The 21,183-nt window shown below is 61.8% G+C and carries 26 protein-coding genes; 13 read left to right on the top strand and 13 right to left on the bottom strand.

The window, feature by feature from the left end:
- The first annotated feature begins 14 nt into the window (after positions 1 to 14).
- The 4 genes from HX823_RS27835 to HX823_RS27820 all read left to right on the top strand — a co-directional run bounded on the left by HX823_RS27835 (position 15) and on the right by HX823_RS27820 (position 3,103).
- Positions 15 to 1,052: an AbrB family transcriptional regulator gene (locus tag HX823_RS27835; RefSeq protein WP_177077786.1), complete on the top strand. Its 1,038-nt coding sequence runs from the start codon at positions 15 to 17 to the stop codon at positions 1,050 to 1,052.
- Between the two features lie 65 nt (positions 1,053 to 1,117).
- Positions 1,118 to 1,813 (top strand): fumarylacetoacetate hydrolase family protein, encoded by a 696-nt coding sequence (locus HX823_RS27830; protein ID WP_177077784.1) that lies wholly within the window; start codon positions 1,118 to 1,120, stop codon positions 1,811 to 1,813.
- 36 nt (positions 1,814 to 1,849) lie between these two features.
- On the top strand, positions 1,850 to 2,755 hold the full coding sequence (locus HX823_RS27825) for an AraC family transcriptional regulator (protein WP_177077782.1): 906 nt from the start codon (positions 1,850 to 1,852) through the stop codon (positions 2,753 to 2,755).
- Positions 2,756 to 2,842: 87 nt separating this feature from the next.
- Positions 2,843 to 3,103: a hypothetical protein gene (locus HX823_RS27820; RefSeq protein WP_038851552.1), complete on the top strand. Its 261-nt coding sequence runs from the start codon at positions 2,843 to 2,845 to the stop codon at positions 3,101 to 3,103.
- A 266-nt stretch (positions 3,104 to 3,369) separates the two neighbouring features.
- On the opposite strand, the gene HX823_RS27815 is transcribed toward HX823_RS27820, so the two are convergent.
- On the bottom strand, positions 3,370 to 4,314 hold the full coding sequence (locus HX823_RS27815; RefSeq protein WP_177077780.1) for a GGDEF domain-containing protein: 945 nt from the start codon (positions 4,312 to 4,314) through the stop codon (positions 3,370 to 3,372).
- 247 nt (positions 4,315 to 4,561) lie between these two features.
- Between HX823_RS27815 and HX823_RS27810 the strand changes: the two genes are divergently transcribed.
- On the top strand, positions 4,562 to 4,810 hold the full coding sequence (locus HX823_RS27810; protein ID WP_038851554.1) for a DUF1652 domain-containing protein: 249 nt from the start codon (positions 4,562 to 4,564) through the stop codon (positions 4,808 to 4,810).
- Here the strand turns inward: HX823_RS27810 and HX823_RS27805 are convergent.
- Entirely contained in the window at positions 4,807 to 4,947 is a 141-nt protein-coding gene (locus HX823_RS27805; protein ID WP_177077778.1) for a hypothetical protein, read from the bottom strand. The genes HX823_RS27810 and HX823_RS27805 overlap by 4 nt on opposite strands.
- Before the next feature lie 213 nt (positions 4,948 to 5,160).
- Here HX823_RS27805 and HX823_RS27800 point away from each other — a divergent pair, with 213 nt between their 5' ends.
- The 4 genes from HX823_RS27800 to HX823_RS27785 are packed head-to-tail and all read left to right on the top strand — an operon-like array spanning position 5,161 to position 6,958.
- Positions 5,161 to 5,472: a YXWGXW repeat-containing protein gene (locus tag HX823_RS27800; RefSeq protein WP_038851555.1), complete on the top strand. Its 312-nt coding sequence runs from the start codon at positions 5,161 to 5,163 to the stop codon at positions 5,470 to 5,472.
- Positions 5,473 to 5,487: 15 nt separating this feature from the next.
- Positions 5,488 to 6,066, top strand: coding sequence for an RNA polymerase sigma factor (locus HX823_RS27795; protein WP_038851558.1), 579 nt, complete (start codon positions 5,488 to 5,490; stop codon positions 6,064 to 6,066).
- On the top strand, positions 6,063 to 6,494 hold the full coding sequence (locus HX823_RS27790) for a hypothetical protein (protein WP_177077776.1): 432 nt from the start codon (positions 6,063 to 6,065) through the stop codon (positions 6,492 to 6,494). The genes HX823_RS27795 and HX823_RS27790 overlap by 4 nt, the downstream gene beginning before the upstream one ends.
- The gene (locus HX823_RS27785; protein ID WP_177077774.1) at positions 6,491 to 6,958 is read left to right on the top strand and encodes a periplasmic heavy metal sensor; all 468 of its coding nucleotides are present in this window, start codon (positions 6,491 to 6,493) and stop codon (positions 6,956 to 6,958) included. The genes HX823_RS27790 and HX823_RS27785 overlap by 4 nt, the downstream gene beginning before the upstream one ends.
- A 63-nt stretch (positions 6,959 to 7,021) precedes the next feature.
- Here HX823_RS27785 and argE read toward each other — a convergent pair whose 3' ends face one another.
- Genes argE through HX823_RS27765 form a run of 4 tightly spaced genes read right to left on the bottom strand, consistent with a single transcriptional unit; the run spans position 7,022 to position 10,619 of the window.
- On the bottom strand, positions 7,022 to 8,167 hold the full coding sequence (argE, locus tag HX823_RS27780; protein ID WP_177077772.1) for an acetylornithine deacetylase: 1,146 nt from the start codon (positions 8,165 to 8,167) through the stop codon (positions 7,022 to 7,024).
- The gene (locus HX823_RS27775) at positions 8,164 to 8,841 is read right to left on the bottom strand and encodes a DUF1028 domain-containing protein (RefSeq protein ID WP_177077770.1); all 678 of its coding nucleotides are present in this window, start codon (positions 8,839 to 8,841) and stop codon (positions 8,164 to 8,166) included. The genes argE and HX823_RS27775 overlap by 4 nt, the downstream gene beginning before the upstream one ends.
- A gap of 10 nt (positions 8,842 to 8,851) precedes the next feature.
- A complete protein-coding gene (locus tag HX823_RS27770; RefSeq protein ID WP_068934259.1) occupies positions 8,852 to 9,262 on the bottom strand; it encodes a RidA family protein in 411 nt (136 codons plus the stop codon).
- Positions 9,263 to 9,287: 25 nt separating this feature from the next.
- A complete protein-coding gene (locus HX823_RS27765) occupies positions 9,288 to 10,619 on the bottom strand; it encodes a flavin-containing monooxygenase (protein ID WP_371317986.1) in 1,332 nt (443 codons plus the stop codon).
- Between the two features lie 139 nt (positions 10,620 to 10,758).
- Between HX823_RS27765 and HX823_RS27760 the strand changes: the two genes are divergently transcribed.
- Entirely contained in the window at positions 10,759 to 11,193 is a 435-nt protein-coding gene (locus HX823_RS27760) for a GNAT family N-acetyltransferase (RefSeq protein ID WP_177077766.1), read from the top strand.
- Here the strand turns inward: HX823_RS27760 and HX823_RS27755 are convergent.
- Positions 11,190 to 11,792, bottom strand: a complete 603-nt coding sequence (locus tag HX823_RS27755; RefSeq protein ID WP_177077764.1) for a response regulator transcription factor — start codon at positions 11,790 to 11,792, stop codon at positions 11,190 to 11,192. The genes HX823_RS27760 and HX823_RS27755 overlap by 4 nt on opposite strands.
- Positions 11,793 to 11,908: 116 nt before the next feature.
- Here HX823_RS27755 and HX823_RS27750 point away from each other — a divergent pair, with 116 nt between their 5' ends.
- Complete coding sequence (locus HX823_RS27750; protein ID WP_177077762.1) at positions 11,909 to 13,522, top strand: hybrid sensor histidine kinase/response regulator; 1,614 nt, start codon at positions 11,909 to 11,911, stop codon at positions 13,520 to 13,522.
- Here the strand turns inward: HX823_RS27750 and HX823_RS27745 are convergent.
- From HX823_RS27745 to HX823_RS27730, 4 genes are all read right to left on the bottom strand, one after another.
- On the bottom strand, positions 13,512 to 13,847 hold the full coding sequence (locus HX823_RS27745; RefSeq protein WP_033896666.1) for a hypothetical protein: 336 nt from the start codon (positions 13,845 to 13,847) through the stop codon (positions 13,512 to 13,514). The two genes, HX823_RS27750 and HX823_RS27745, sit on opposite strands and share 11 nt — an antisense overlap.
- Before the next feature lie 201 nt (positions 13,848 to 14,048).
- Positions 14,049 to 15,410 carry a CitMHS family transporter gene (locus tag HX823_RS27740; protein ID WP_038851570.1) on the bottom strand — a complete coding sequence of 454 codons (1,362 nt, stop codon included), beginning with the start codon at positions 15,408 to 15,410 and terminating at the stop codon, positions 14,049 to 14,051.
- A 79-nt stretch (positions 15,411 to 15,489) separates the two neighbouring features.
- Complete coding sequence (locus HX823_RS27735) at positions 15,490 to 16,194, bottom strand: S-adenosylmethionine--2-demethylmenaquinone methyltransferase (protein WP_033896662.1); 705 nt, start codon at positions 16,192 to 16,194, stop codon at positions 15,490 to 15,492.
- A 9-nt stretch (positions 16,195 to 16,203) separates the two neighbouring features.
- The gene (locus HX823_RS27730; protein WP_177077760.1) at positions 16,204 to 17,070 is read right to left on the bottom strand and encodes a DUF1932 domain-containing protein; all 867 of its coding nucleotides are present in this window, start codon (positions 17,068 to 17,070) and stop codon (positions 16,204 to 16,206) included.
- A gap of 194 nt (positions 17,071 to 17,264) precedes the next feature.
- Here HX823_RS27730 and HX823_RS27725 point away from each other — a divergent pair, with 194 nt between their 5' ends.
- Positions 17,265 to 19,175: a sigma 54-interacting transcriptional regulator gene (locus HX823_RS27725; protein WP_177077758.1), complete on the top strand. Its 1,911-nt coding sequence runs from the start codon at positions 17,265 to 17,267 to the stop codon at positions 19,173 to 19,175.
- Here the strand turns inward: HX823_RS27725 and HX823_RS27720 are convergent.
- Positions 19,169 to 19,657, bottom strand: coding sequence for an HIT family protein (locus HX823_RS27720; RefSeq protein WP_177077756.1), 489 nt, complete (start codon positions 19,655 to 19,657; stop codon positions 19,169 to 19,171). The genes HX823_RS27725 and HX823_RS27720 overlap by 7 nt on opposite strands.
- 125 nt (positions 19,658 to 19,782) lie before the next feature.
- Here HX823_RS27720 and HX823_RS27715 point away from each other — a divergent pair, with 125 nt between their 5' ends.
- Complete coding sequence (locus HX823_RS27715; protein WP_177077754.1) at positions 19,783 to 20,112, top strand: DHCW motif cupin fold protein; 330 nt, start codon at positions 19,783 to 19,785, stop codon at positions 20,110 to 20,112.
- Here HX823_RS27715 and HX823_RS27710 read toward each other — a convergent pair.
- On the bottom strand, positions 20,099 to 21,130 hold the full coding sequence (locus tag HX823_RS27710; RefSeq protein WP_177077752.1) for an NADP-dependent oxidoreductase: 1,032 nt from the start codon (positions 21,128 to 21,130) through the stop codon (positions 20,099 to 20,101). The genes HX823_RS27715 and HX823_RS27710 overlap by 14 nt on opposite strands.
- Positions 21,131 to 21,183: the final 53 nt, after the last annotated feature.

Genomic DNA, 21,183 nt, shown 5'->3' with positions numbered 1-21,183 from the left:
CCGAGTACCCGACCATGCCCAACCATTGGCTCTTCACACTGATTATCGGCGCGCTGGGCGGCAGTCTTGCCAGTTGGGCGGGGTGGCCGTTGCCCTGGGTGATCGGTTCGCTGGTCGCCGTGATGCTGACCCGTTGCGCCGGCAGCCTGGTGCCGGAAATTCCCCACGGCCGTCAGGCCGGGCAACTCATCGTGGCGGTTGCCATCGGCTGTCATTTCACGCTGCCGGTGATGCAGCAGGTGGCGGCTCATCTCGGGCTGATCGTCACGGCGGTGTTGCTCACGCTGGTACTGGCGCTGTGTTCGGTGCTGCTCCTGCATCGCTGGGGCGTGCCTTTCAGCACCGCATTCTTTGCCTTGATGCCGGCCAATTCCAGCGAGATGGTGCACCTTGGCCGCCAACGCCAGGCGGACACCAGTTTTATCGCCGCCGCCCATAGCATCCGATTGTTGCTGATTCTTTTGACGGTGCCGGCAGCCGCCACCTTCGGCATGCCCCCCGTCGCTGCGCATGCACCGTTGCCGGTGATCTGGCCCTGGCTGATCTTCATCCTCGGTGTGGGCTGGCTGGCGGCCCTGGGTTTCAAGCAGTGCAAGTTGCCTAACCCTTGGACGTTCGGGCCGTTCCTGATTTGCGCGGTGGGCGTGGGCTGCAATCACCTGTCGATGAGCATGCCGGGCTGGCTCAGCGGCAGCGGCCAGTTGCTGATCGGCTGTGCATTGGGCGTTGCGTTTGACCGCAATTTCTTCCAGCGCGCGCCGGGCCTGCTGGGCAAAGTGCTGCTGCTATTGACCGGCTCGGTGGTCGCCAGCGCATTGGCCGCCTGGGCGCTGGGTGCCGGGTTGGGCATGCCGTGGCTGTCGCTGGCCCTGGGCATGATGCCCGGCAGCGCGCCGGAAATGAGCCTCACCGCCGAGGCCCTGGGCCTGGCCGTGACATTGGTGACGGCGATGCAGGTCATCCGCATGTTGTTGATCCAGGCGGCGTGCCTGCCGTTGTATCGCCTGTTGGATCGGTCGCCTCAAGCACCGGCCAGTGCAAAATCTGCGTAGACCTGTCCAACTTCGCCCCGGCGCCACTCGCCATACTGGCGCCAGGTAACGACGAGGCCCAAGCCATGACTGACTATGTATTCACCCCGACGCCCATCCCATCCCTGGCCGTGCAGGGCAGCGAAGCCCGCTTCCCGCTGCGCCGGGTGTTCTGTGTGGGCCGTAACTACAGCGAACACGCCCGTGAGATGGGGCATGACCCGGACCGCGAGCCGCCGTTCTTCTTCATGAAACCGGCGGATGCCGTGGTGCCGGCCGAAGGCGTGGTCGCCTATCCGCCACTGACCACCGACCTGCACCACGAAGTGGAACTGGTGGTGGCCATCGGCAAGGGCGGGGTGGACATCAGCCCGGAACAAGCGTTTTCCCACATCTGGGGGTATGGCGTCGGTATCGACCTGACCCGCCGCGACCTGCAAGCCCAGGCGAAAAAGCTCTCACGCCCGTGGGATTGGGCCAAGGCGTTCGATGCATCCGCACCGACAACTGCGCTGCAGCCGGTGAGCGTGGTCGGGCATCCGTCCAGTGGCAAGATCTGGCTCAACGTGAACGGTGAACAGCGTCAGGTGGGCGACCTGGCCGACCAGATCTGGTCCGTCAGTGAAGTGATCAGCCATGCCTCCAAATCCGTTGCACTGAAGGCCGGCGATTTGATCTTCACCGGCACTCCGGTAGGTGTCGGCACCTTGCAACCGGGCGATGTCGTCACCGCCGGCATCGACGGCATCGGCGAGTTGCGTTTCACCCTCGGCCAGGGTTGAGGCTACAGTGGTGCCCAGGCCACCCGAGAGACCGTTATGCCAGGCACCCGCGTCACCACTTACGGCATGCAACAACGCAGCGACCGCCCCGACTTCTATATCCGCGACAAACGCGGGCGGGCGGCGCTGACCAGCCCTCATCGCCATGAGTATTTCCAGATCCAGATCAACCTCGGCGGCGACACCGTGCAGCATATCGGCGGCGCGGTGCGGCCGTTTCCGCGCAAAGCCCTAGCGTTCATCCTGCCCCATCGCTTGCATGTGATTCCCCATCCCGAAGAGGGCGAATTCATGCTGATCAACTTCAGCCAGGCGTTTTTCCTGCCGCAATTGACCTGCGACCCCTTGGACCTGGAAGACATCCCCATCGGCCAGGCGCCCGAGCTTTCGCCGTTTCGCTTTCAGGAACAGCTGGACTTCATCCTTGAAGATGCGGCGTTCGAGCAGGTAAAAACCTGGCTCGCCCATATGCGCGAACTCGATGCCCACCGTACCTTCGGCGCCCGCGAACGCCTCAAGGGCTATCTGTTTCAACTGGTCGGCCTGGTCTGCGAGCAATACGCCGAGCCGTTGCAGGCCTTCGCCGCCAACAATGCCACGCGGCGCGGGCGCAAGGATGCGTTGGCACGGGTGCAGGGCTATATCCGCGAGCACTTGCATGAACCGACCCTCAACCTCACGGATGCAGCGGCGGCGGCGTTCCTGTCGCCCAACTACCTCACTCATTTGTTGCGCAAGGAAACCGGCAAACCCTTCTCGCAACTGGTACTCGACCGGCGCATGCAGTTGGCGCGCACCTTGTTGCTCAACAGTGCGCAGATGATTGGCGTGGTCGCGCACCGCTGCGGTTTCACTGACGAGGCGTATTTTTCCCGGTGTTTCCGCAAGGCCCATGGCCTGGCACCGGGGCAGTTCCGTCGCCAGCAGCGCGAGGCTCTGTAGGGCGTTTTACAAATCCACGACATTCACTGTGTTTCTATTTGCATACAATTGCGCTTCGTCACAGATAGAGCAGGGCGCTCGAGGATTATGCAACAGCCACAAGATGCGCCGTCCAACAGCTTTCGCTACTTCGTGCTCGGCGTGCTCTGCGCTGCAGTGTTGCTGGGATTCTATTTTGTGCGGCTCAACGCCGAGGTTGACCGCGAGCGGGAAGCCGCCAACGAACGCCTGACGCTCTGCCGGCAGGTGGAAAGTGTGGGGCGCTCTGTACTGCCCAACAGCCTAGAAACACAAGAAGCCTGCAAGCAACTGAATGAACGTATATCCAAAAGTGTGACGCCGCTTTAACCCAATAACCCTTTTTTATAAGTGGAAATACTGTTGGTAGTTGCACCATAAAGTGGCACTGATACACCGCGCTACCTTAAAAAACGTGTGGTTATTGAATGACTTACAGCACTTTTAATCCGACGAAAGGATTAAAATAATCTTGTTACAGGTTTTTACAATCGTTACTATAGCCGGGCGTTCACCTCCCACGGTTTATGCATTTTTAAATCCCAAGTTTCCATCAGCTACTTGGGATTTTTTTTGCCTGCGATTTGACCCTCGCGTCACATTTCACCGTCAGCGAACTCCGCGCGCATGCGCCCATTACGTTTGGCCTGGTACAACAACTTGTCGACGGCCTCGACAAACCCCAGCATCGGGCTGTCGGGTTTCACGATGCGCGTACCGACGCCCAGGCTCAGGGTCAGCAGGTTCGACACCGGCGAAAAACCGTGCTCAATGTGCTGCTGGCAGATCAGGTGCAGGCAGCGCTGCGCCACCTGCCGGGCGGACGCCGCATCGGTTTCCGGCAACAACCACACAAACTCTTCGCCGCCAATACGCGCAATGAAATCCCTCGGACGGTTGGCCGCCTGGGACAGGGTGTTCGCCACCTGACGCAGGCATTCATCGCCCTTGATATGGCCGTAGTGGTCGTTGTACTGCTTGAAAAAATCGATATCCAGAATGATCAACGACAGCGGCAACTGGCTGCGCTGGGCGCTGGCCCATTCGCGCTCCAGCACAGTGTCAAACATGCGCCGGTTGGCGATGCCGGTCAGGCCATCTTGGTAGGAATATTCCTCGAGTTGTTTTTGCAGGCGCACCAGGTGCTCTTCGGTCTTCTTGCGTTCGCTGATATCGAACATGAACCCGATCAGCGCTTCGACTTCGCCGTCCTTGCGCACCACATGCACCACGTCGCGAATCCACACGTAGTCGCCGTTCACCGTCAGCGCGCGGTAGTCCGCTTCGTGGTCAACCCCGGCGCGCGATTGCGACACGCAGAAATTCACCACGTATTCGCGATCATCCGGGTGCATGCGCTCGACCCAGTCGTCCACGCTCACCCAACTCTGCGGAGTCCAACCCAGCAAGGTCTCGATCTGCGGGCCGATGTAACTGAAGGTCATGCTCTGCCAATCGATGCGCCAAGGGATGGCCTTGGTCGACTCCAGCAAGGTCTTGTACACATCGCTGTCGGGCTGGCTCGGAGGGTCGATGCTCATGGTGGTTTGGCTCAAGATGATGGCGAAAAGCCAAGAGCGTCTGGTGATCGACGCTTCGAGTCAAGCCCTCCCCGGAGCAGCAGACGAGAGGTCAAAAAGCGGGTTTTCTGGCGTCAGTGATTCGGCGTTTCCGGAGCGAAATGAGGCATGGCTAACACTTTTGCATTAATGCTTCCATGCCCTGTAGAACCTCATCTACTCTGTCTCCATCACAACACCTCGTGAGGCCCAGGGATGGGAACTTGTCATGATTTCAATCGTTGAATTCAACCGCATCATGGCCTCGGGTTTCCTGCCGCTGGCATGCGATTGCACCTTGAACAGCGACGGCTCGCTGCGCATTAATATCTTCGAGCCGGAGTCCGGCCGGGTCGACTTGCTGCTGACCGGCGTGTCCCCCGAAGGTTTGGACAGCATCCGTTCCATCTCAAACCTGATTGGCGAGTTGCGCACCGAAATCAAGGCCGGGCGCCGGGGGTTTGCGGCGGTCGGCTAGCTGTTGACGCTGTGGGTCGGCGCATCCAGCGCGCCGTAATAGCGCCAGCAGCAGTGGCGGTGTTCCGGCACGATCACGCAGCCGCTGAGGCTGGCGATCAGCAGTGCGGCAACCAGCAGGTAAAGTCGGCGGGACATGGTGTTTCCTCTTGGGTTGATCAGCGTTAATCCTTCAACGTTGTCACCGGCGTAAATCCGTCGCGAAGCTTTCAAACCTTTCATCAAATGCCTTCCTCCCCTGGGCAATACTGCCTGCGACAATAATCTGCGCATCCTGCGACGGATTTTTCGACACGCCCCGTTCAACCCATCAGCAACCGGCACTTTCGCCCGTTGCATGAAGGAGTTGCCATGAGACCCCAGGCCACATTGCGCTTTGCCTTGCTTGCTCCGCTGGCCCTTGCCGCGTTTGTCAGCACCCCGGTGTTTGCCCAGACCGAAATCATCATCCGCCAGGCGCCGCCACCGGAGCGCGTGGAAATGGTCCCCGTGGAGCGGCCCGGTTACGCCTGGGACCGAGGCCACTGGCGCTGGGAAGGGCGCGGTTATGGCTGGGTGCCGGGTCACTGGCAGCCGGTGATGCGCAACGCACGTTGGGAGCCCGGCCATTGGGAAGCCCACGGTCCCAACTGGTACTGGCGCGAAGGGCATTGGATCCGCTGACCGAGAACTGCCCGATTGAACGACACTGATCCGGACGTTGAACTGCTCGCACGTATCGGCAACAACGAACCTGCGGCCGTCAATGAAATGGTGACGCGCAAACTGCCGCGTCTGCTGGCACTCGCCAGCCGGATCTTGGGGGATGCCGACGAAGCCAAGGACGTGGCCCAGGAAAGTTTCCTGCGTATCTGGCGCCAGGCATCCACCTGGCGCAGTGGCGAGGCGCGTTTCGACACGTGGCTGCACCGCGTGGCACTCAACCTGTGCCATGACCGCTTGCGTCGGCGCAAGGAACGGCCGTTGAACGAGGAGGAGGCGCTGGAGCTGGCGGACAGCGCACCGCCTCTGGATGAACAATTGGAAAGCACCGAGCGCAGCGCGCGCATGGCCGCCGCACTGGCCGCTTTGCCCGAGCGCCAGCGCGAGGCGATTGTGTTGCAGTACTACCAGGAGCTGTCGAACATCGACGCCGCGGCCCTGATGAACATCAGCGTCGAGGCACTGGAGAGCCTGCTGTCGCGGGCCCGACGCCAGTTGCGCCGCCAACTTGCCGATACATCCGGGCTTGCCCGCCCAGGAAGGGGAACATCATGACACCCGAACGATTTGCTTATCTGGCCGATGCCTATGGCGCCGACCTGCAGCGTTGGCCGCTGGCTGAGCGCGGGGCGGCCGAGGCGCTGCTCGCTAGCGGCAATCCCAGTGCCCGTGAAGCGTTGGATCAGGCCGGCTGGCTCGACGCTCAGCTGGACAGTCATCAACTGGCATTTATCGACCCGGCGCTGACCCGACAGATCCGTGAGTCGGCGCCGCGCCGTGCGTCGTTTTGGTCGCGCTATGCCGGCTGGCTGTCACCGGCGGGGCTGGTGGGGGTGGGCGTTGCCGGTGTCGTCACTGGGATGTTGGTGGCGTCCTTGAGCGTGCCGTTGCCGATGGTGTCTGCCGAGGTGTTGCCCAGCGTGTTTGACCAGGGCGATGCGCAAGTGATCTTTACCGTCAACGCTGAGGAAACCGAGCAATGAGCGCCCAATCTCTTAAACCGTGGTTGCTGGTCTCGGTGCTGCTCAATGTGTTTTTGATCGGCGGGGTAGGCGGGGGGCTTTACCACTGGATGGCGAGTGCCAAGCCTGTTGAGGCGGTGGTCAATCAGCATGGGTTGCGCCAGGCGATGGTCAAGTTGCCGCCGGAGCGGCGGCGCGAGTTGCGCCAGTTGTTGCGCCATAACCGTGCCGATAGCCAGCCGCTGGTGATGGCGGGGCGGGAGGCGCGGTTGGGGGTGATCAAGCAGTTGGAGGCGCCGACCTTGGATCGGGATGTGTTGGTGACGGAGCTGGCCAAGGCGCGGGAGGCGGATATGGCACTGCGGGCGTTAGTGGATTCTGCCTTGGCGCAGTTTGCCGGTACGTTGCCTCGGGAGGAGCGGCAGAAGCTGGTGGAGGCGTTGTATCTTCGGGGGCCGGCGGTGGGGGGAAAGCCTCGGTCTTGAGTGTTGCGCGTCGGGCGGCGCAGCCGTAGCGGCCCCAAATCCATTGGGGGCCGCTTCGCAGGCTCAGGCGCGAATCGACGCCAACATCCGCTCCAACATTGCATCACACCTGACCAGTTGTTCCATCTTCACAAACTCATCCGGCTTATGCCCCTGGTCCATGCTCCCCGGGCCGCACACCACCGTGGGGATACCCACCGCGTCAAACAACCCACCTTCAGTGCCAAACGCCACTGTTCCGAACTCCCGTGAACCGGAAAACGCCGCGATCAATTCTGCCGCCTGGCTGCGCTCATCGGTGACCAAACCTGGGTAGGCCGACAGCTCGGTAAAGCGAATCGCACTCTGCGCACTTACCGCCTGCATGCGCGGCAACACCTGCTGCTCGGCGTAGGCCTTCAGTTCATCCGCGACCTTGGCCGGGTCCTGCGACGGCAACGCACGCACCTCAAAATCAAACCGACAATCCGCCGGTACGATATTCAGGGCCTTGCCACCGCTGATCACGCCGGTTTGCACCGTGCTGAACGGCGGATCAAACCGCGCATCCTGGGTCTCCCGCAGACGCTGGCCGATCCTTCCCAACTCGCCAATCAGCTCGGCAGCCTGCTCAATCGCATTCACCCCATACGGTGCGTAGGCCGAGTGGCACGCCTCGCCATGCACATCGCAGCGCATGGCCAACTTGCCCTTGTGGCCGAGCACCGGCTTGAGTTCGGTCGGTTCGCCGATGATGCACAGCATCGGTTTCACTGGCCGTTCTTCAAGCACTTTGAGCAACGAACGCACACCCAGGCAACCGACTTCCTCGTCATAGGACAGGGCGATGTGCACCGGCATCCGCAACGGCGCCGCGACCAACGCCGGCACCATTGCCAACACGCAGGCGATATAACCCTTCATGTCGGCGGTGCCGCGGCCGAACAGCTTGCCGTCGCGTTCGGTCAGCTCGAACGGCGGTACGGTCCAGGGCTGGCCGTCCACCGGCACCACATCGGTGTGCCCCGACAGCACGATCCCCGGCAACTCAACCGGGCCGACGCTGGCAAACAGGTTGGCCTTGCTGCGCTCTTCGTTGTAGACCAACTCGCTGGATACCCCGAAACCGGCCAGGTAATCGCGTACAAACTCGATCAGGTGCAGGTTGGATTCGCGGCTGGTGGTATCGAACCCCACCAGCGTCTGCAGCAGTTCGCGGCTGGTGCTCATCGTTCGTCTCCGGCCACGCCGTAGCCGGGGGAACGGTCCGGGGCGAGGGCGCGGTCGATGTAGTCCTGCACTTGCGGGCGATAGGCATCCCAGAGCTTTTGCAGTTCAAGGATCGGCTGTTCGTCAGCCCAATCCACGCGCAGGTTGATGATCGGCCAGGTCAGTTCGCCCACCACCACCAGCGCGGCGGAGTGCACCGGGCCGGCTTCGCCACCGGCGGCGATGGCGGCGTGCATCGCCGCCAGCAGGCGATCGGCCAACTGGCCTTCGCCTTGCTCAAAGGCCGTGACCATCGCTTCGATCACCGCGCGGTCGGCGAGCATGTTGCCCGCCGCCACACACTGTTCGCCCGACACGGCGTTATGGGTGCCGAGGGTTTCGCTGCCGCTGAAATGCACGCTACGGCCCAGGTGATCAATCGCCGTCAGTTGCCGGTACTGGCTGTAGCCGTTGCGCGTCAGGGCCTTGTCGATCGCGTCGGCAGGGGCGAGGCCTTGTTCCAGCAGGTCCAGCACGTCCGGGCCCAGGGCCGGGAGTGTGATGTTCTGGGTCGACACCGCGCCCACACCGGGCCGCAGCCATGGGCAACGGGCACCCACGGCAATGCTCGATGAGCTGATGGCAACGCCCAGCTGGCCGGTTTCGGCGCAACGGCCGACGATTGAAAAAGTCATGTACGGCTCCTTACTCGGGAATAACGGCGATCACATCGATTTCCATCAGCCACTGTGGCTGGCCGAGGGCCGACACCACCAGCCCGGTGGAAATCGGGAACACGTCCTTTAGCCATTTGCCGACTTCCTGGTACACGGGTTCGCGGTAGCGCGGGTCGATCAGGTAGGTGGTGGTCTTGACGATGTGCGACAGGTCGCTGCCGGCCTCTTCCAGCAGCTGCTTGACGTTTTTCATGGCTTGCTCGGCTTGGGCGCGCGGATCGCCAAGGCCGATCAGATTGCCCTCGAAATCCGTGCCCACCTGGCCGCGCACGTACACGGTGTTGCCGGCGCGCACGGCCTGGCACAGGTCGTTGTCCAGGCTCTGGTTAGGGTAGGTTTCCTTGGTGTTGAACATGCGGATGCGAGTGTGAGTAGGCATCAGAAAAACTCCGGCAATAAAGGGATCAGGCACTGACAGGCGAGGGACGAACCGCCGGGGCGGCTTCGTGGTATTCAAGGTATTGACGCTGGATCGCGATGTGGTCGGCCACATACTTGGCGTCATGCCAGACGCCCCAGATAAACGACGAACCCCGGCGCGATTGCCACGGCAAGCCGAGGAAGTAGATCCCGGCTTCACTGGACACGCCACGCTGGTGCTGGGGCTTGCCGGCTTCGTCGAAGGCGGCGACCTTCAACCAGCTGTAGTCCACCGCAAACCCGGTGGCCCAGATGATCGAGGTGACGCCGGCCTGGGCCAGGTCCAGTTCCAGGATCGGATTTTTGATGCAGTCCGCATCGGGGAACACACGACGGGCCTCGGGCTCCAGCGGCAGGTCAACGCCGTTGCGCTCGATATAGGCGTCGGCCGCATCCAACAGGGCCAGGTAGTTTTCATCGCCGCGTGCCAGGTTTTCCACCAGGTTTGGTTGGAAGCGGGCGACGCTGCCATCGAACGCTTGCGTGAGGCCGACCAGGGTCATGCCTTGCTGGGCCAGCTCACGGAAGTCGATGGTCTTGCCGCCGTGTGCACCGCTGACTGCGATGGTCACGTGCTCGCGGCCGGGTTTCATGGCCGCCTGGTCCCACTCCCCCAGCACCCCCAGCCACCAGCAGAAGTCGCGGTTGCGATAGGCGCGAGGCGGGCGATCATGGGCGCCGACCGAGAGGTACACCTGGCGCCCGGCGCGCTGCAATTCATCGGCGATCTGCACGCCAGAGGAGCCCGCGCCCACCACCAGCACGGCGCCGGCCGGCAGTTGTGCGGGGTTGCGGTAGTCGGCGGAGTGGATCTGGTGCAACGCAGTGCCTTTCGGCGCGATGGCCGGAATCACCGGTTTCTGGAACGGCCCGGTGGCAGCAACCACACGGTTGGCCTCGATCACGCCTTCGCTGGTCTGCACGGTAAAGCCTGGGCGACCGACATTACGCACCACAGACAGCACCTCCACGCCGGTACGGATCGGCGCGTTGAACTTGCGGGCATAGGCTTCGAAGTAATCCGCCACACGCTCTTTCGGCGCAAACCCATCCGCAGCGACCGTGTCGAATTCCAACCCCGGAAAGCGGTCATGCCAGGCCGGCCCATTGGCCACCAGCGAATCCCAGCGCCCGGTACGCCAGCGCTCGGCAATACGGCTGCGCTCCAGCACCAGGTGGGGCACACCTTGCTTGCTCAAATGCTCGCTCATGGCCACGCCAGCTTGGCCGGCGCCCACCACCAGCGTGTCTGTTTTTGTTATTGCTTCAGTCATGTCTCTGTCCTTGCGTAATGCAGTTGGATTCAGCGTTTGCATGACTTCAAGGCTAGGGGGAGGGGGGCTATAAATAAAATATTATTAAGCTGGGAAGTGAGCATAAATATCGGATGCAGAGCGCTGGGGCGCGTCACAAAAGTGTGCCAATCTGATCGGCCCTTCACCTCAGGCACAGCCCATGTTCAACCTTCGTGTGATGACCCCAGCCGACTACGACGCCGTCCTCGCGCTCATGCAAAATACCCCCGGCATCTCCCTGCGCAACGCCGACTCCCGCGAGGCTACCGAGCGCTACCTGGCACGCAACCCTGGCTTGAGTTTTGTCGCTGAAGCCGCAGGACGACTGATCGCTTGTGTGATGTGCGGCCATGACGGGCGTCGCGGCTATCTGCAACATGCGTTGGTGCTGCCGGAGTATCGTCGCCAAGGTATCGCACAGGCCCTGACGCAACGCTGCCTCGACGCGCTGGTGCAACTGGGCATTCACAAATGCCACCTCGATGTGTTCAAGACCAACATCAGCGCCGCTGATTATTGGCAAGGCCAAGGCTGGAAGCTGCGCACCGACATTGACCGCTATTCCTTCACCCGCGCCGGTAATGAGAACGCCTAGAACTCCCCGGAATACTTCACCGCCGCCGCCGCACGCGACGGTACATCCAGCGTGCGCAGCAGCGACGACACATGGATACGCACGGTAAACGGCGAGATATCCAGGGCCTTGGCGATTTCCTTGTTGGTCTTACCCTGGGCGATCAGGCGCAGCACGTCCTGCTGGCGGGCGGTGAGGGTGTGGGTGTCCAGTGGCAGCAGGCCGGAGGGGGCGAATTTGACCAGTACTTCGCCTTCGCGGATGGCCAGCAGCGCCTGGCCGATCTCGTCGGGGGCGATGTTCTTGCCGATGAAGCCGTCTGCGCCCAAGGCCATTACCTGATCGATCAACGCCGGGTCATCCACCATCGACACCACGATCAACGTGGTGCGCCGCAGTTGCTGGCGCAGGTCGACCAGTTGGCTCATGCAGGTCAGGCCAGGGAAGCGCAGGTCGAGGATCAGGGTGTCGACCTCGCGGCCTTCGCGGATCAGCGCGAGTACCCCGTCCAGGTCGCCCGCTTCCTGCACCACGGCGTCCGGCAGCAAGCGCTGTACGGTGCGCAGCATGGCTTCGCGAAACATTGGATGGTCGTCGGCGATGATGATGCGACCGGTCATGTGGGTGCTCCTTCCTGGGGCAAGGCTGTGCGGTTGCATGCTACCTTACCACCACGTCCGAGGCCTGCCTGTGACGCAAGTTGGATTTGTTGATTGCCCCACAAGGACGTAACCCCATGAGTCTTGAGACCAACTCCGAACTCGACCAGGCCAACCTGCGCATTGTGGTTGCCTCCATCGCTATCGTTTACATCAGCGTGTTGGGCTTTCTGCCGGGACAGTCGGTGGACACTTACCTGCCGGTGATCCTGTATATCTTCCTGTTCCTGCTGGCCTCCATTGTGTTGCGCCAAGTTATCGCCCGATGGCCCGGACACTACCCGGCACGGCGGATTTTCGGGATGCTTCACGACTACACCGGCACCTCGTTCGGCATGGTAGTCGGTGGCGAAGCAGCACTGCCGTTGTATGCGGTGATGGTGTGGGTCAACCTCGGCAATGGCATGCGCTACGGCTCGCGATACCTGGCGATTGCCACGGCGTTGGCGTTGCTCGCGCTGTTGATCGTGTACCGCCTCACGCCGGTGTGGCAGGCGCAACCTTTCATGGTGTTGATGCTGATGATCACCAGCACGGTGATCCCGGTGTACGCGCATATCCTGCTGGAGCGCACGCGCAAGGCGTCCGAGCAAGCCATCGCCGCCAATCTTGAAAAGTCCCGTTTCCTCGCCCAGGCCAGCCACGATCTGCGCCAGCCGATCCACTCCATCGGCCTGTTCACCGCGTGCCTGCGCGAAGCGCGCCTGGGCGATGAAGAGCGGCGGCTGGTGGACAACATCGACCGGTCGCTGCTGAACGTGTCGCAACTGTTCCGCTCGATTCTCGACCTCTACACCCTCGATAACGGCCGTCTGCTGCCCAAATACCAGGCGGTGCACCTGGGCGAGTTCCTTGCCGACCTGGTGCGGCAGAACGCCGAGGCCGCACGTTGGGCGGGCGTGGAACTGCGCCTGCGGCCGTGTGCGCACTGGGTGTTGGTTGACCCGGCGCTGTTGGCGACCATGGTGCAGAACGTGCTGTCCAATTGCTTTAAGTATGGCGCGCAGCGTCCGGTGCTGATCGGCGTGCGCATCCGCGACGGCGGCTTGGCGGTGGAGATTCATGACCGGGGGCGGGGGATTGCCGAGGAGCATCTGTCAAAGGTCTTCGAGGAGTTTTATCGGGTACGCCACCTGCGTGACAAAGACGTCGAAGGCGTGGGCCTCGGGCTGTCCATCGTCAAGCGCCTGGGGCAGTTGATGGGCGTGCACGTGAGCCTGCGCTCACGGGTGGGCCGTGGCACTTCCGTGAGCCTGTATGGCCTCACCCTGGCCACCGCGCCGCGTGCAACAGCACCGCGCGACGACACGCGCCAGGCCGGGTTGCTCACCGGTTTGAAGGTGTGCCTGGTCGAAGATGACCACAACGTGCTGCTCGCCACCCAGGCGCTGCTGGAGCGCTGGGGGTGCGAGGTGCAGGCGGAGTCTTCGGGGCGTGATCTGGTCAGTGACTGCGACATCATCGTCGCCGACTACGACCTGGGTAACCACGCCACCGGCATCGAATGCATCGACGCCCTGCGCGAACAACGCGGCTGGGCGGTCCCGGCGCTGATCCTCACCGGGCACGATGTGGAGAAAATCCAGGCCGCGTTGCACGACCGCCAGATCGCCATTCTCTCCAAGCCTGTGCGCCCCGCGGAACTGCGCGGTGTTCTGCGGGAACTGAGTCAGGAGGCGGTTACTGGGTAAAGCCCTGGAGTGGGTTGCCGCGTGCACCTTTGGGCTGGCAGTAGGCGGCAGGTTTCATCATGCCGAAGCTGGCCACGGCAAACATGCCGCCGCTGGCACCGCTGGGCACCGAGCAGTTGTACTCGCCGGATGCCGCGCTGGCCACGTAGTAGGTGGTCATCGAGTCGCTGCGCACGTTGGAGATACGCTTGACCGGCTCGCCCAGGTTGGTTTCCGACAGCGTCTTGAGATGGTCTTCAGTAGGCTTGATGTTGCTGCAGCCGGCCACGCCAATGATCAAGGCGCCCAGCAGGGTGAGACGGGTAACGGAGGATTGCAGTTTCATGGTGCTTCTTCCTTGGGGTTGTTATGGTTTTTCCAGCGCACAACGCGCCCACGCGCAAGGGATGCACGGTGCCGGGAGAGCGCTGGAAGTGCCGGGGAATATAGCGCTGCAAGGGAGAAGGGTCGATTAGCACAAGTGTGCTAATGGCACACTGAGGTCATTGTAGTGAGCGGGACAAGCCCGCTCACTACAGGATTGGGTTTACCCCACCGGCAACTCCCCCGTCACAATCGCCGTGATCAAAAAGATGAAAAACATCGGGATCGACCACTTGAAGAATTCCTTCTGGTACTCCCCGAACGTCATCTCCGTACGGTTCATCAACAGGAACAACCACGCCACCGTCGGGCTGGCATACCGCAGTGCCTGACCCATGAACGACGCCACGCCGATCTCGGTCGGGCTGATGCCGAACTTGTAGGCAATGGGCGCCACCACCGGCAGGATGCCGAAGTAGTAGGCGTCCACCGGCAAGGCGTAGCAGGCGAGGGCGCCGAGGAAGGCGAAGATCAGGGCGGTGTGGCTGCCCATGGAGTCCGGGATCAGGCTGGCCATGTGTTCGGCCACGGCGCCGGCCATGCCGCTGCCGTTGAAGATGCCCAGGAAACACCCGGCCGCCAGGATGATCGAGGCCACGGCCACGGCGTCGCCACCGTTGGCGGTGATGCGTTCGCGTTGTTCCACGGCGCTGTAGTTGACGGTCAGCGCAATCGCGGTGCCCAGCATGAACACCACGGCACCGCTGGCCCAACCGGCAATGAGGATAACCAGCATGCCCAGGGTCAACGCGAGGTTGAACAGGAAAAGACGCGGGCGCTTAAGCTCTTTGTCGTGGTCCTTGATCACATTGACCATCTGCAGGATTTGCTCGGGCGTCACGATGCCTTTTTCACCCTTCACAAAGCCCAGGCGTTTGCGCTCCTTGATGCCCATCAGGTAGGCCATGAAAAACACGTAGAGGAACGACACGCCGAGGATCGGCAGGATCGCCACGAACAACGTGTTGACCTCCACGTTCAGCACCGCCGCCGCGCGTGCCAGTGGGCCGCCCCACGGCAAGCAGTTGCCCAGGCCGCACGGCAGGATGATCAGCATCGCCAGGTTCGACAGCTTCATGCCCATTTGTTTGTACAGCGGCAGGAACGCGGTGGTGATGATCAAGATGGTGGTGGTGCCGTCGCCGTCCAGGGTGACCACGGCCGAGGTAAAGGCTGTGACCAGGATGATTTTCAGCGGGTCGCCGTTGGCCTTGCGGATCAGGAAGGTGCACAGCGGATCGAACAACCCGACGTTCATCATCAGGCTGAAATACAGCACGGCAAACAGGATCATCACCGTGGGGTTGACCGTGCCGAGGGAGACCTTGCCGGCCTCGTTCTGCGAGTAGAACAGGCCCTCGCGCACCCAGGTCATGATGGTGCCCATCGGCACGCCATTGAACAGGCACACCAGTACTCCAACGGCCAGCGATACCACGATCAGGCCGGTGAACGGCGAGAGTTTTTGCTTGATGACCAGCAACAGAAATGACGTGATCAACACATAGCCCAGAACTGTCAGCATCTGAACGTCTCCACAATATTATTTTTATAGTGAGCGCAGCGGGTTGGGGTGCCAGGCACCCCGGATGCAGCCTTGGGCGTTACTGGCCTTCCAGCAGTTGGGTGACCCACGCCGGGGCCAGTGGGGGAAGAGGCAGGCCGCTGTCTCGGCAGCGAGTGTATTCGTCGATCACCTCGCGGCGCTGGTTTTCATACGCACTTTTTTTCTCGGAGGCCTCCAGCACTTCCAGCAGCCGCGCGCGGGGGACCACGGTGACGCCATCGTAATCGCCGAACACCAGGTCTCCCGGTGCAACTTCCACACCGGCACAGGTCACGCTGGCGTTGATCTTGCCGGGGCCTTGCTTGCCGGGGCTGCGTTGCATGAAGCCCTTGGCGTAGATCGGGATGTCCAGTTGTGCCAACGGCACCTTGTCGCGCACACAGCCGTCGATGACCATGCCGGCCAAACCCACGGCCTGGGCGGCGCCGGCCATCAGGTCGCCGATGTAGGCGCGGCCGGGGTAGGCCTTGCCGGCCACCACCAGCACGTAGCCCGGCTGGCCCTGGTACACGGCCACGTGGATCGGGAAGTTGTCGCCGTCTTCGGTGTCGACGGTGTAGGCGGTCCCGAGCATCACTTTGCGTTCATCCAGCGGCATAAGGTCAGCGTCCATGCAGCCGTTGCGCGGGATGCCGAGGCTTTGCATGCCGTCGCACAGTTGTGCGGGGCTGAGTTGGCGGAAGCGCTCCAGCAAATCGTTCGGGATCAAATCGGGCAGGGGGAAGTACTGTTCAGTGTTCATGGCAGGTTCTCAGACGTGGGCAGTCAGATGGGCGATGGCGGTGCGAAAATCCATATCGCTGCCATCGGGGCCGAGCAGGCTGGCCCAGTCGGTGGCGGCCAATTTATCCAGCTGGCCTTGGGTCGCACGGGTCATGGTGGCGTCCACGCCAGCGGCTTCGAGGGTAGTGACCGCATCGTCCATTTCCGCACTGCGGCGCTTGGCGTGGATCAGCGTGCGGGCGGTGAAGGTATTGGCCAGTTGCTCGACGGTCTTGCCGTTCAACGAGTCGCCGAGGGACGCGACCAGCGTGTCCAGCACGCCGAATTTCTCGCCGGCCTGGAAGGCTTCCAGCAGCAATTGCGGCAGGCCTTTCATGACCACGCTCTTGAGCATTTTGATGGCGGAGGCGGCACCGGCTTCAGCTTCCAGCACGGTCAATTGCATGCCGCGTGGCGTGAAGGCTTCGGCAAACGCAGCAGCACCGCTGCCGGCCAGCAGCATCGGCACGCGGTGGTTATTGCCGGGGACGGTGCCCATCACGGCGCTGTCGCAAAAGCCTACGCCGGCAGGGCGCGGCAGCTGGTCGATAGCCTGTTTGACGGTAGGCGCGGCGGAGTTCATATCGACGTAGGTTTGCCCTGCCACCAACAGCGGCAGGACTTTGCGCGCGATGCCCAATGCGCTGCTGGCGCTGGTCAGGCACACCACGAAGCGCGCGTCACGGCAGGCGTTTTCCAGGGAGTCGAAGAGGGTGACGTGCTGCTGGTCGGCGCGTTGCTGCAGGGCCGGGCTGACGTTGGCGTCGAACGCACCTATCTGTAGATCGCCCGTGGTGCGCAGGCCGGCGCAGAGGTGGTAGGCGGCTTCGCCAAACCCGATGAAGACGATATCCATGCAGTGTTTCCTTCATTGTCTTTGTTATTGATGAAGGAAGAGCAAGGGCTGTGCCATGGTTTTAATTGTCATTAAAAACAATAAGTTGAAATTAAGCGTCGGGCCTTGAGAGGGTTTGGTTTATTTCAGGGTCTTTCAAATAAATGCAGGCTGAAATAATCTGCAATCCTCGTCCGCGCTAATCGAGCCCCGCCATGCAAGGCACCATCGCCGTCATTTCCCCCTCCAGTACCCTGACCGCCGTAATGCGCGGCATTCTCGGCCAGCGCGGGTTGTCGCTGGGGGTGGTCGAAGCGGCGCAGCACGACGCGGTACTCAAGGCCCGCGAGCTGATCGCAAGCGGCGTCAGCGTGATCATCAGCCGTGGGCGTACCGCCAGCGTGTTGCGCGAACAGTTGCGAGTGCCCATCGTCGAGGTCAAGCACACGTTTTTCGACTGCATCAACGCTTATCACCGGGCGCAGCAGGTCTCGGCCAGGATCGCCTTTCTGGCAACGTCCGAGGGCTACGCGACCATCCTGGAAAAAGCCCGGCCCTTCATGCCGGAGGTCGCGATCTGCCGGATCGACCCGCTGGGCAGCCATCAAACTACAGAAACGCAGCTGGACCGTTTGCTCGCCGAGGGCATTGAAGTGGCGATTGGCGGGCTTTCATTGCGTCAGGCGGTGATCGCGCGCGGCATGCACTACATCATGTCCGAAGCCGATGCGGATGCCGCCGATGAGGCCATCGACGAAGCCCTCCATCTCTTGCAGGTCGAGGAAGAACGGCGGCTCAAACGCGTCGAGCTGCAAAGCCGCTACGAGATGATCCAGTCGATCCTCAACTGTGTGTCCGAAGGCATCTTCAGTGTCGACAGCCAGCGCACGGTCACCAATATGAACAGCGTGGCCACTGCGTACCTGGGCAGCCTGGCAATCGGCGACAGCATCGACGGCCTGCTGACCCAGGACTACTTCAGCCAGGTGCTCAACCATGGGCGCCCGGTACGGGGGGCGCTGATCACCTTGGGAAGGTTGTCACTGACCCTGAGCATCGCACCGATCACCTTGGACAACCTGGTGATCGGCGCAGTCGCCACCCTGCAAAACCAGACCGAAATCACCGCCATTGAACGCAAGATGCGTCGCCAGTTGGCCCGCCAGCACCTGGCCGAAAAAAACTTCGACGACATTATCGGTAGCAGCCCGGCGCTGGCCAAGGCCAAGCGCCTGGCCCTGACCTACGCAGCGGTGGACAGCACAGTGATGATCGAAGGCGAAACCGGCACCGGCAAAGAGTTGTTCGCCCAGAGCATCCACAACGCTTCGCGCCGCAAACACGGGCCGTTCGTGGCAATCAACTGCGCGGCGTTTGCCCCCGGCGTGCTGGAGAGTGAACTGTTCGGCTACGTCAAAGGCGCCTTCACCGGCGCGCTCAACGAAGGCAAGGCAGGCGTGTTCGAACTGGCACACACCGGCACACTCTTTCTCGATGAAATCAACGAAACCTCCACCGATATCCAGGTCAAGCTGCTGCGCGCGTTGCAGGAGCGCAAAGTGGTGCGTATCGGTGACGATAAGGTCACGCCGGTGGATATCCGCATCATCACCGCGAGCAACAAAAGCCTGCCGAAATTGATGGTCCAAGGGCTGTTTCGCGAGGACTTTTTTTACCGTATCTGCGTGCTTAAATTGCACCTGCCGGCGCTGCGTGAACGTCGCGCCGACATCCCCGAGCTGGTACGCCACCAGCTGCGTAGCCTGCCGATGGACACCGCCGAGCCGTCGCAAGCATTGCTGGCGCGCCTGAGTGGTTACCCCTGGCCGGGCAATATCCGGCAACTGGGCAATATCGTCGAACGGTTGGCGGTGATGAGCCAAGGCCGGCCGTTTGCACAGCCGTGGCTGGAGGACGTGCTGGAGGATCTTTCTGCGGACGTGCCGGTTGCGCAGGGCGCACCCATCAGGAGCGAAAAGGCGCTGCTGCACGAAGTGCTCACCAGCGTGCGCGGCAACCGCGAAGAAGCGGCCAAACGCTTGCAGATCAGCACCACCACCTTGTGGCGGCGAATGAAGAAATACCTGGATGAGGACCCTGGGTGTTTTGACAGCGCGCGCTACTGACCCGCAAAGGCCGCGCGCAACCGCTCAATCACGTGATGCACCGTGTCTCCCTGGATGAGCGGTGGCGTGGGACTCTCGCCAAACTCACGCCATACAAACAACGTCAACTCAGCGCCATCGGTCAATGTTTGCGCCAGTCCCTGTTTGGCAAAACCTTGCAGCACCCGATAGCGCTCGTCCCGCCAAAACGCTTCCTCCACCCAGTCGTACACCGGGATGAAATGAAAATGCAGCGGGAACCCCGGCATGTGCCCGTAACGGCTGATGTACAGCCATTTCGGTTTCAGCTGCGCTTCCATCACCCGCTGAGTCTTCGCCAGCAACCCACCTAATTCGGCGAGCGCCGCTTCCGGCATGTCGGCCAGGGAGTGGATCGGCGCCTTGGCGCCCAACATCAGGTAGCCGGGCAATGCTGAGGCCAGGTGGTGGTTGAGCAGCCAGTGTTCGGTTTCGTGAAGGATGTACGCGGGGTCGATGTGCATAAGCGAATCCAGGGGAGCATTGCGAGCAGGATACCTGTATCCCAAAAAAGCGTTTGATCTGTGCCTATCGCCCGTTGCTTCAGATGAATAGCCTCAAGCCTCGCTAACCAACCTTCGAGCTCATCATGGAACTCACTGCCGTCCCCTTTGGCACTACCGACTGGTCCACTGTCGAACCCGTGATTCATCCGGGCGTTATCGGCAAGGCGTTATGGCGCACCTGCCACTTCGGCACCACCCGCGTGCGCATGGTCGAATATACCCCCGGCTACCAGGCGGATCACTGGTGCTGGAGAGGGCACATTCTGTTGTGTCTTGAAGGCGAGTTGCACACTGAATTGGAAGACGGCCGTCAGTTCACCCTGACGGCCGGAATGAGTTATCAGGTGGGCAATGACATGGAAGGCCATCGCTCATCGACGAGTATTGGCGCGAAGCTGTTTATTGTGGATTGAGGCGCACGATCAACTTGCCGAAATTGCGCCCTTCCAGCAGCCCGATAAACGCCTCGGGTGCCTGGGCCAGTCCGTCGACAACATCCTCGCGCCATTTGAGTTTGCCTTCAGCGATCCACTGCGCAGCTTCTTTCAAGAATGTGTCCTGTTGCTGATCGACAAATTCGGTCTGGATAAATCCGCGCACGGTCAGGCTCTTGGCGAGGATGTCATGCATTGTTGCGGGCAATCGGTCGATCGTTGCTTCTTGAAGGGCGCCATCGTTGTAATGGGCGATCAGACCGCACACGGGTATCCGTGCAAAATCATTGAGTAGCGGTCGCACGGCGTCCCAGACCGGCCCGGCAACGTTTTCAAAGTACACGTCGATACCCTTGGGGCACGCCTTGGCCAGCTGTTCGGCAAAGTCCGGGGCGCGGTGGTCAATGACTGCATCAAAGCCCAGTTCGTCCTTCACGAATGTGCACTTGTCCACTCCACCGGCAATGCCCACGGCGCGTGCACCGTGCAGGCGAGCGATCTGGCCGACCACTGAGCCGACTGCACCGCTCGCCGCTGCGACGACGACCGTGTCGCCGGGCTTGGGCTTGCCGATATTGAGCAGGCCGGCATAGGCCGTGAACCCCGGCATGCCCAGCACGCCGAGGGCGGTGGTCAGCGGTGCGATGCCTGGGTCCAGGCGGCGCAGGTCTTGCCCATCAGACAACGCGAAGCGCTGCCAGCCGGCGTAGGCCAAGACGAAATCGCCTTCGTGCCAATCGGCATGACGTGAGTGTTTGATACGCGCCACGGTGCCACCGACCATCACTTCACCGATGCCCACCGGCTCGGCATACGATTTGGCGGCACTCATGCGCCAACGCATGTAGGGGTCGAGAGACAGGTAAAGGTTTTCCAGCAGCACCTGTCCATCGACCGGCTCTGGGATGGGTGCGTATTCGAGGCGGAAATCGCTGGTCTTCGGTCGGCCATCGGGACGAGCGGCCAATACGATGCGTGGGTTCCGGGTGTTATCCATGATGTGTCTACTCACTGATTGAACAGGCTGAGCAGCGTAGTCATACGGTGGCT

This window comes from Pseudomonas sp. P7759, assembly GCF_013386445.1.
Taxonomy (GTDB): domain Bacteria; phylum Pseudomonadota; class Gammaproteobacteria; order Pseudomonadales; family Pseudomonadaceae; genus Aquipseudomonas; species Aquipseudomonas azotoformans_A.
The sequence above is the reverse complement of the archived record's forward strand: the minus strand, read 5'-3'. Positions and strand labels throughout refer to the sequence as shown.

Excerpts from the sequence above, each read along its gene's own strand:
- HX823_RS27835 (WP_177077786.1), top strand. The coding sequence starts at position 15 with ATGCCCAACCATTGGCTCTTCACACTGATTATCGGCGCGCTGGGCGGC.
- HX823_RS27830 (WP_177077784.1), top strand. The coding sequence starts at position 1,118 with ATGACTGACTATGTATTCACCCCGACGCCCATCCCATCCCTGGCCGTG.
- HX823_RS27825 (WP_177077782.1), top strand. The coding sequence starts at position 1,850 with ATGCCAGGCACCCGCGTCACCACTTACGGCATGCAACAACGCAGCGAC.
- HX823_RS27820 (WP_038851552.1), top strand. The coding sequence starts at position 2,843 with ATGCAACAGCCACAAGATGCGCCGTCCAACAGCTTTCGCTACTTCGTG.
- HX823_RS27815 (WP_177077780.1), bottom strand. The coding sequence starts at position 4,314 with ATGAGCATCGACCCTCCGAGCCAGCCCGACAGCGATGTGTACAAGACC.
- HX823_RS27810 (WP_038851554.1), top strand. The coding sequence starts at position 4,562 with ATGATTTCAATCGTTGAATTCAACCGCATCATGGCCTCGGGTTTCCTG.
- HX823_RS27805 (WP_177077778.1), bottom strand. The coding sequence starts at position 4,947 with ATGTCCCGCCGACTTTACCTGCTGGTTGCCGCACTGCTGATCGCCAGC.
- HX823_RS27800 (WP_038851555.1), top strand. The coding sequence starts at position 5,161 with ATGAGACCCCAGGCCACATTGCGCTTTGCCTTGCTTGCTCCGCTGGCC.
- HX823_RS27790 (WP_177077776.1), top strand. The coding sequence starts at position 6,063 with ATGACACCCGAACGATTTGCTTATCTGGCCGATGCCTATGGCGCCGAC.
- HX823_RS27785 (WP_177077774.1), top strand. The coding sequence starts at position 6,491 with ATGAGCGCCCAATCTCTTAAACCGTGGTTGCTGGTCTCGGTGCTGCTC.
- argE (WP_177077772.1), bottom strand. The coding sequence starts at position 8,167 with ATGAGCACCAGCCGCGAACTGCTGCAGACGCTGGTGGGGTTCGATACC.
- HX823_RS27775 (WP_177077770.1), bottom strand. The coding sequence starts at position 8,841 with ATGACTTTTTCAATCGTCGGCCGTTGCGCCGAAACCGGCCAGCTGGGC.
- HX823_RS27770 (WP_068934259.1), bottom strand. The coding sequence starts at position 9,262 with ATGCCTACTCACACTCGCATCCGCATGTTCAACACCAAGGAAACCTAC.
- HX823_RS27765 (WP_371317986.1), bottom strand. The coding sequence starts at position 10,619 with ATGCAAACGCTGAATCCAACTGCATTACGCAAGGACAGAGACATGACT.
- HX823_RS27760 (WP_177077766.1), top strand. The coding sequence starts at position 10,759 with ATGTTCAACCTTCGTGTGATGACCCCAGCCGACTACGACGCCGTCCTC.
- HX823_RS27755 (WP_177077764.1), bottom strand. The coding sequence starts at position 11,792 with ATGACCGGTCGCATCATCATCGCCGACGACCATCCAATGTTTCGCGAA.
- HX823_RS27750 (WP_177077762.1), top strand. The coding sequence starts at position 11,909 with ATGAGTCTTGAGACCAACTCCGAACTCGACCAGGCCAACCTGCGCATT.
- HX823_RS27745 (WP_033896666.1), bottom strand. The coding sequence starts at position 13,847 with ATGAAACTGCAATCCTCCGTTACCCGTCTCACCCTGCTGGGCGCCTTG.
- HX823_RS27740 (WP_038851570.1), bottom strand. The coding sequence starts at position 15,410 with ATGCTGACAGTTCTGGGCTATGTGTTGATCACGTCATTTCTGTTGCTG.
- HX823_RS27735 (WP_033896662.1), bottom strand. The coding sequence starts at position 16,194 with ATGAACACTGAACAGTACTTCCCCCTGCCCGATTTGATCCCGAACGAT.
- HX823_RS27730 (WP_177077760.1), bottom strand. The coding sequence starts at position 17,070 with ATGGATATCGTCTTCATCGGGTTTGGCGAAGCCGCCTACCACCTCTGC.
- HX823_RS27725 (WP_177077758.1), top strand. The coding sequence starts at position 17,265 with ATGCAAGGCACCATCGCCGTCATTTCCCCCTCCAGTACCCTGACCGCC.
- HX823_RS27720 (WP_177077756.1), bottom strand. The coding sequence starts at position 19,657 with ATGCACATCGACCCCGCGTACATCCTTCACGAAACCGAACACTGGCTG.
- HX823_RS27715 (WP_177077754.1), top strand. The coding sequence starts at position 19,783 with ATGGAACTCACTGCCGTCCCCTTTGGCACTACCGACTGGTCCACTGTC.
- HX823_RS27710 (WP_177077752.1), bottom strand. The coding sequence starts at position 21,130 with ATGGATAACACCCGGAACCCACGCATCGTATTGGCCGCTCGTCCCGAT.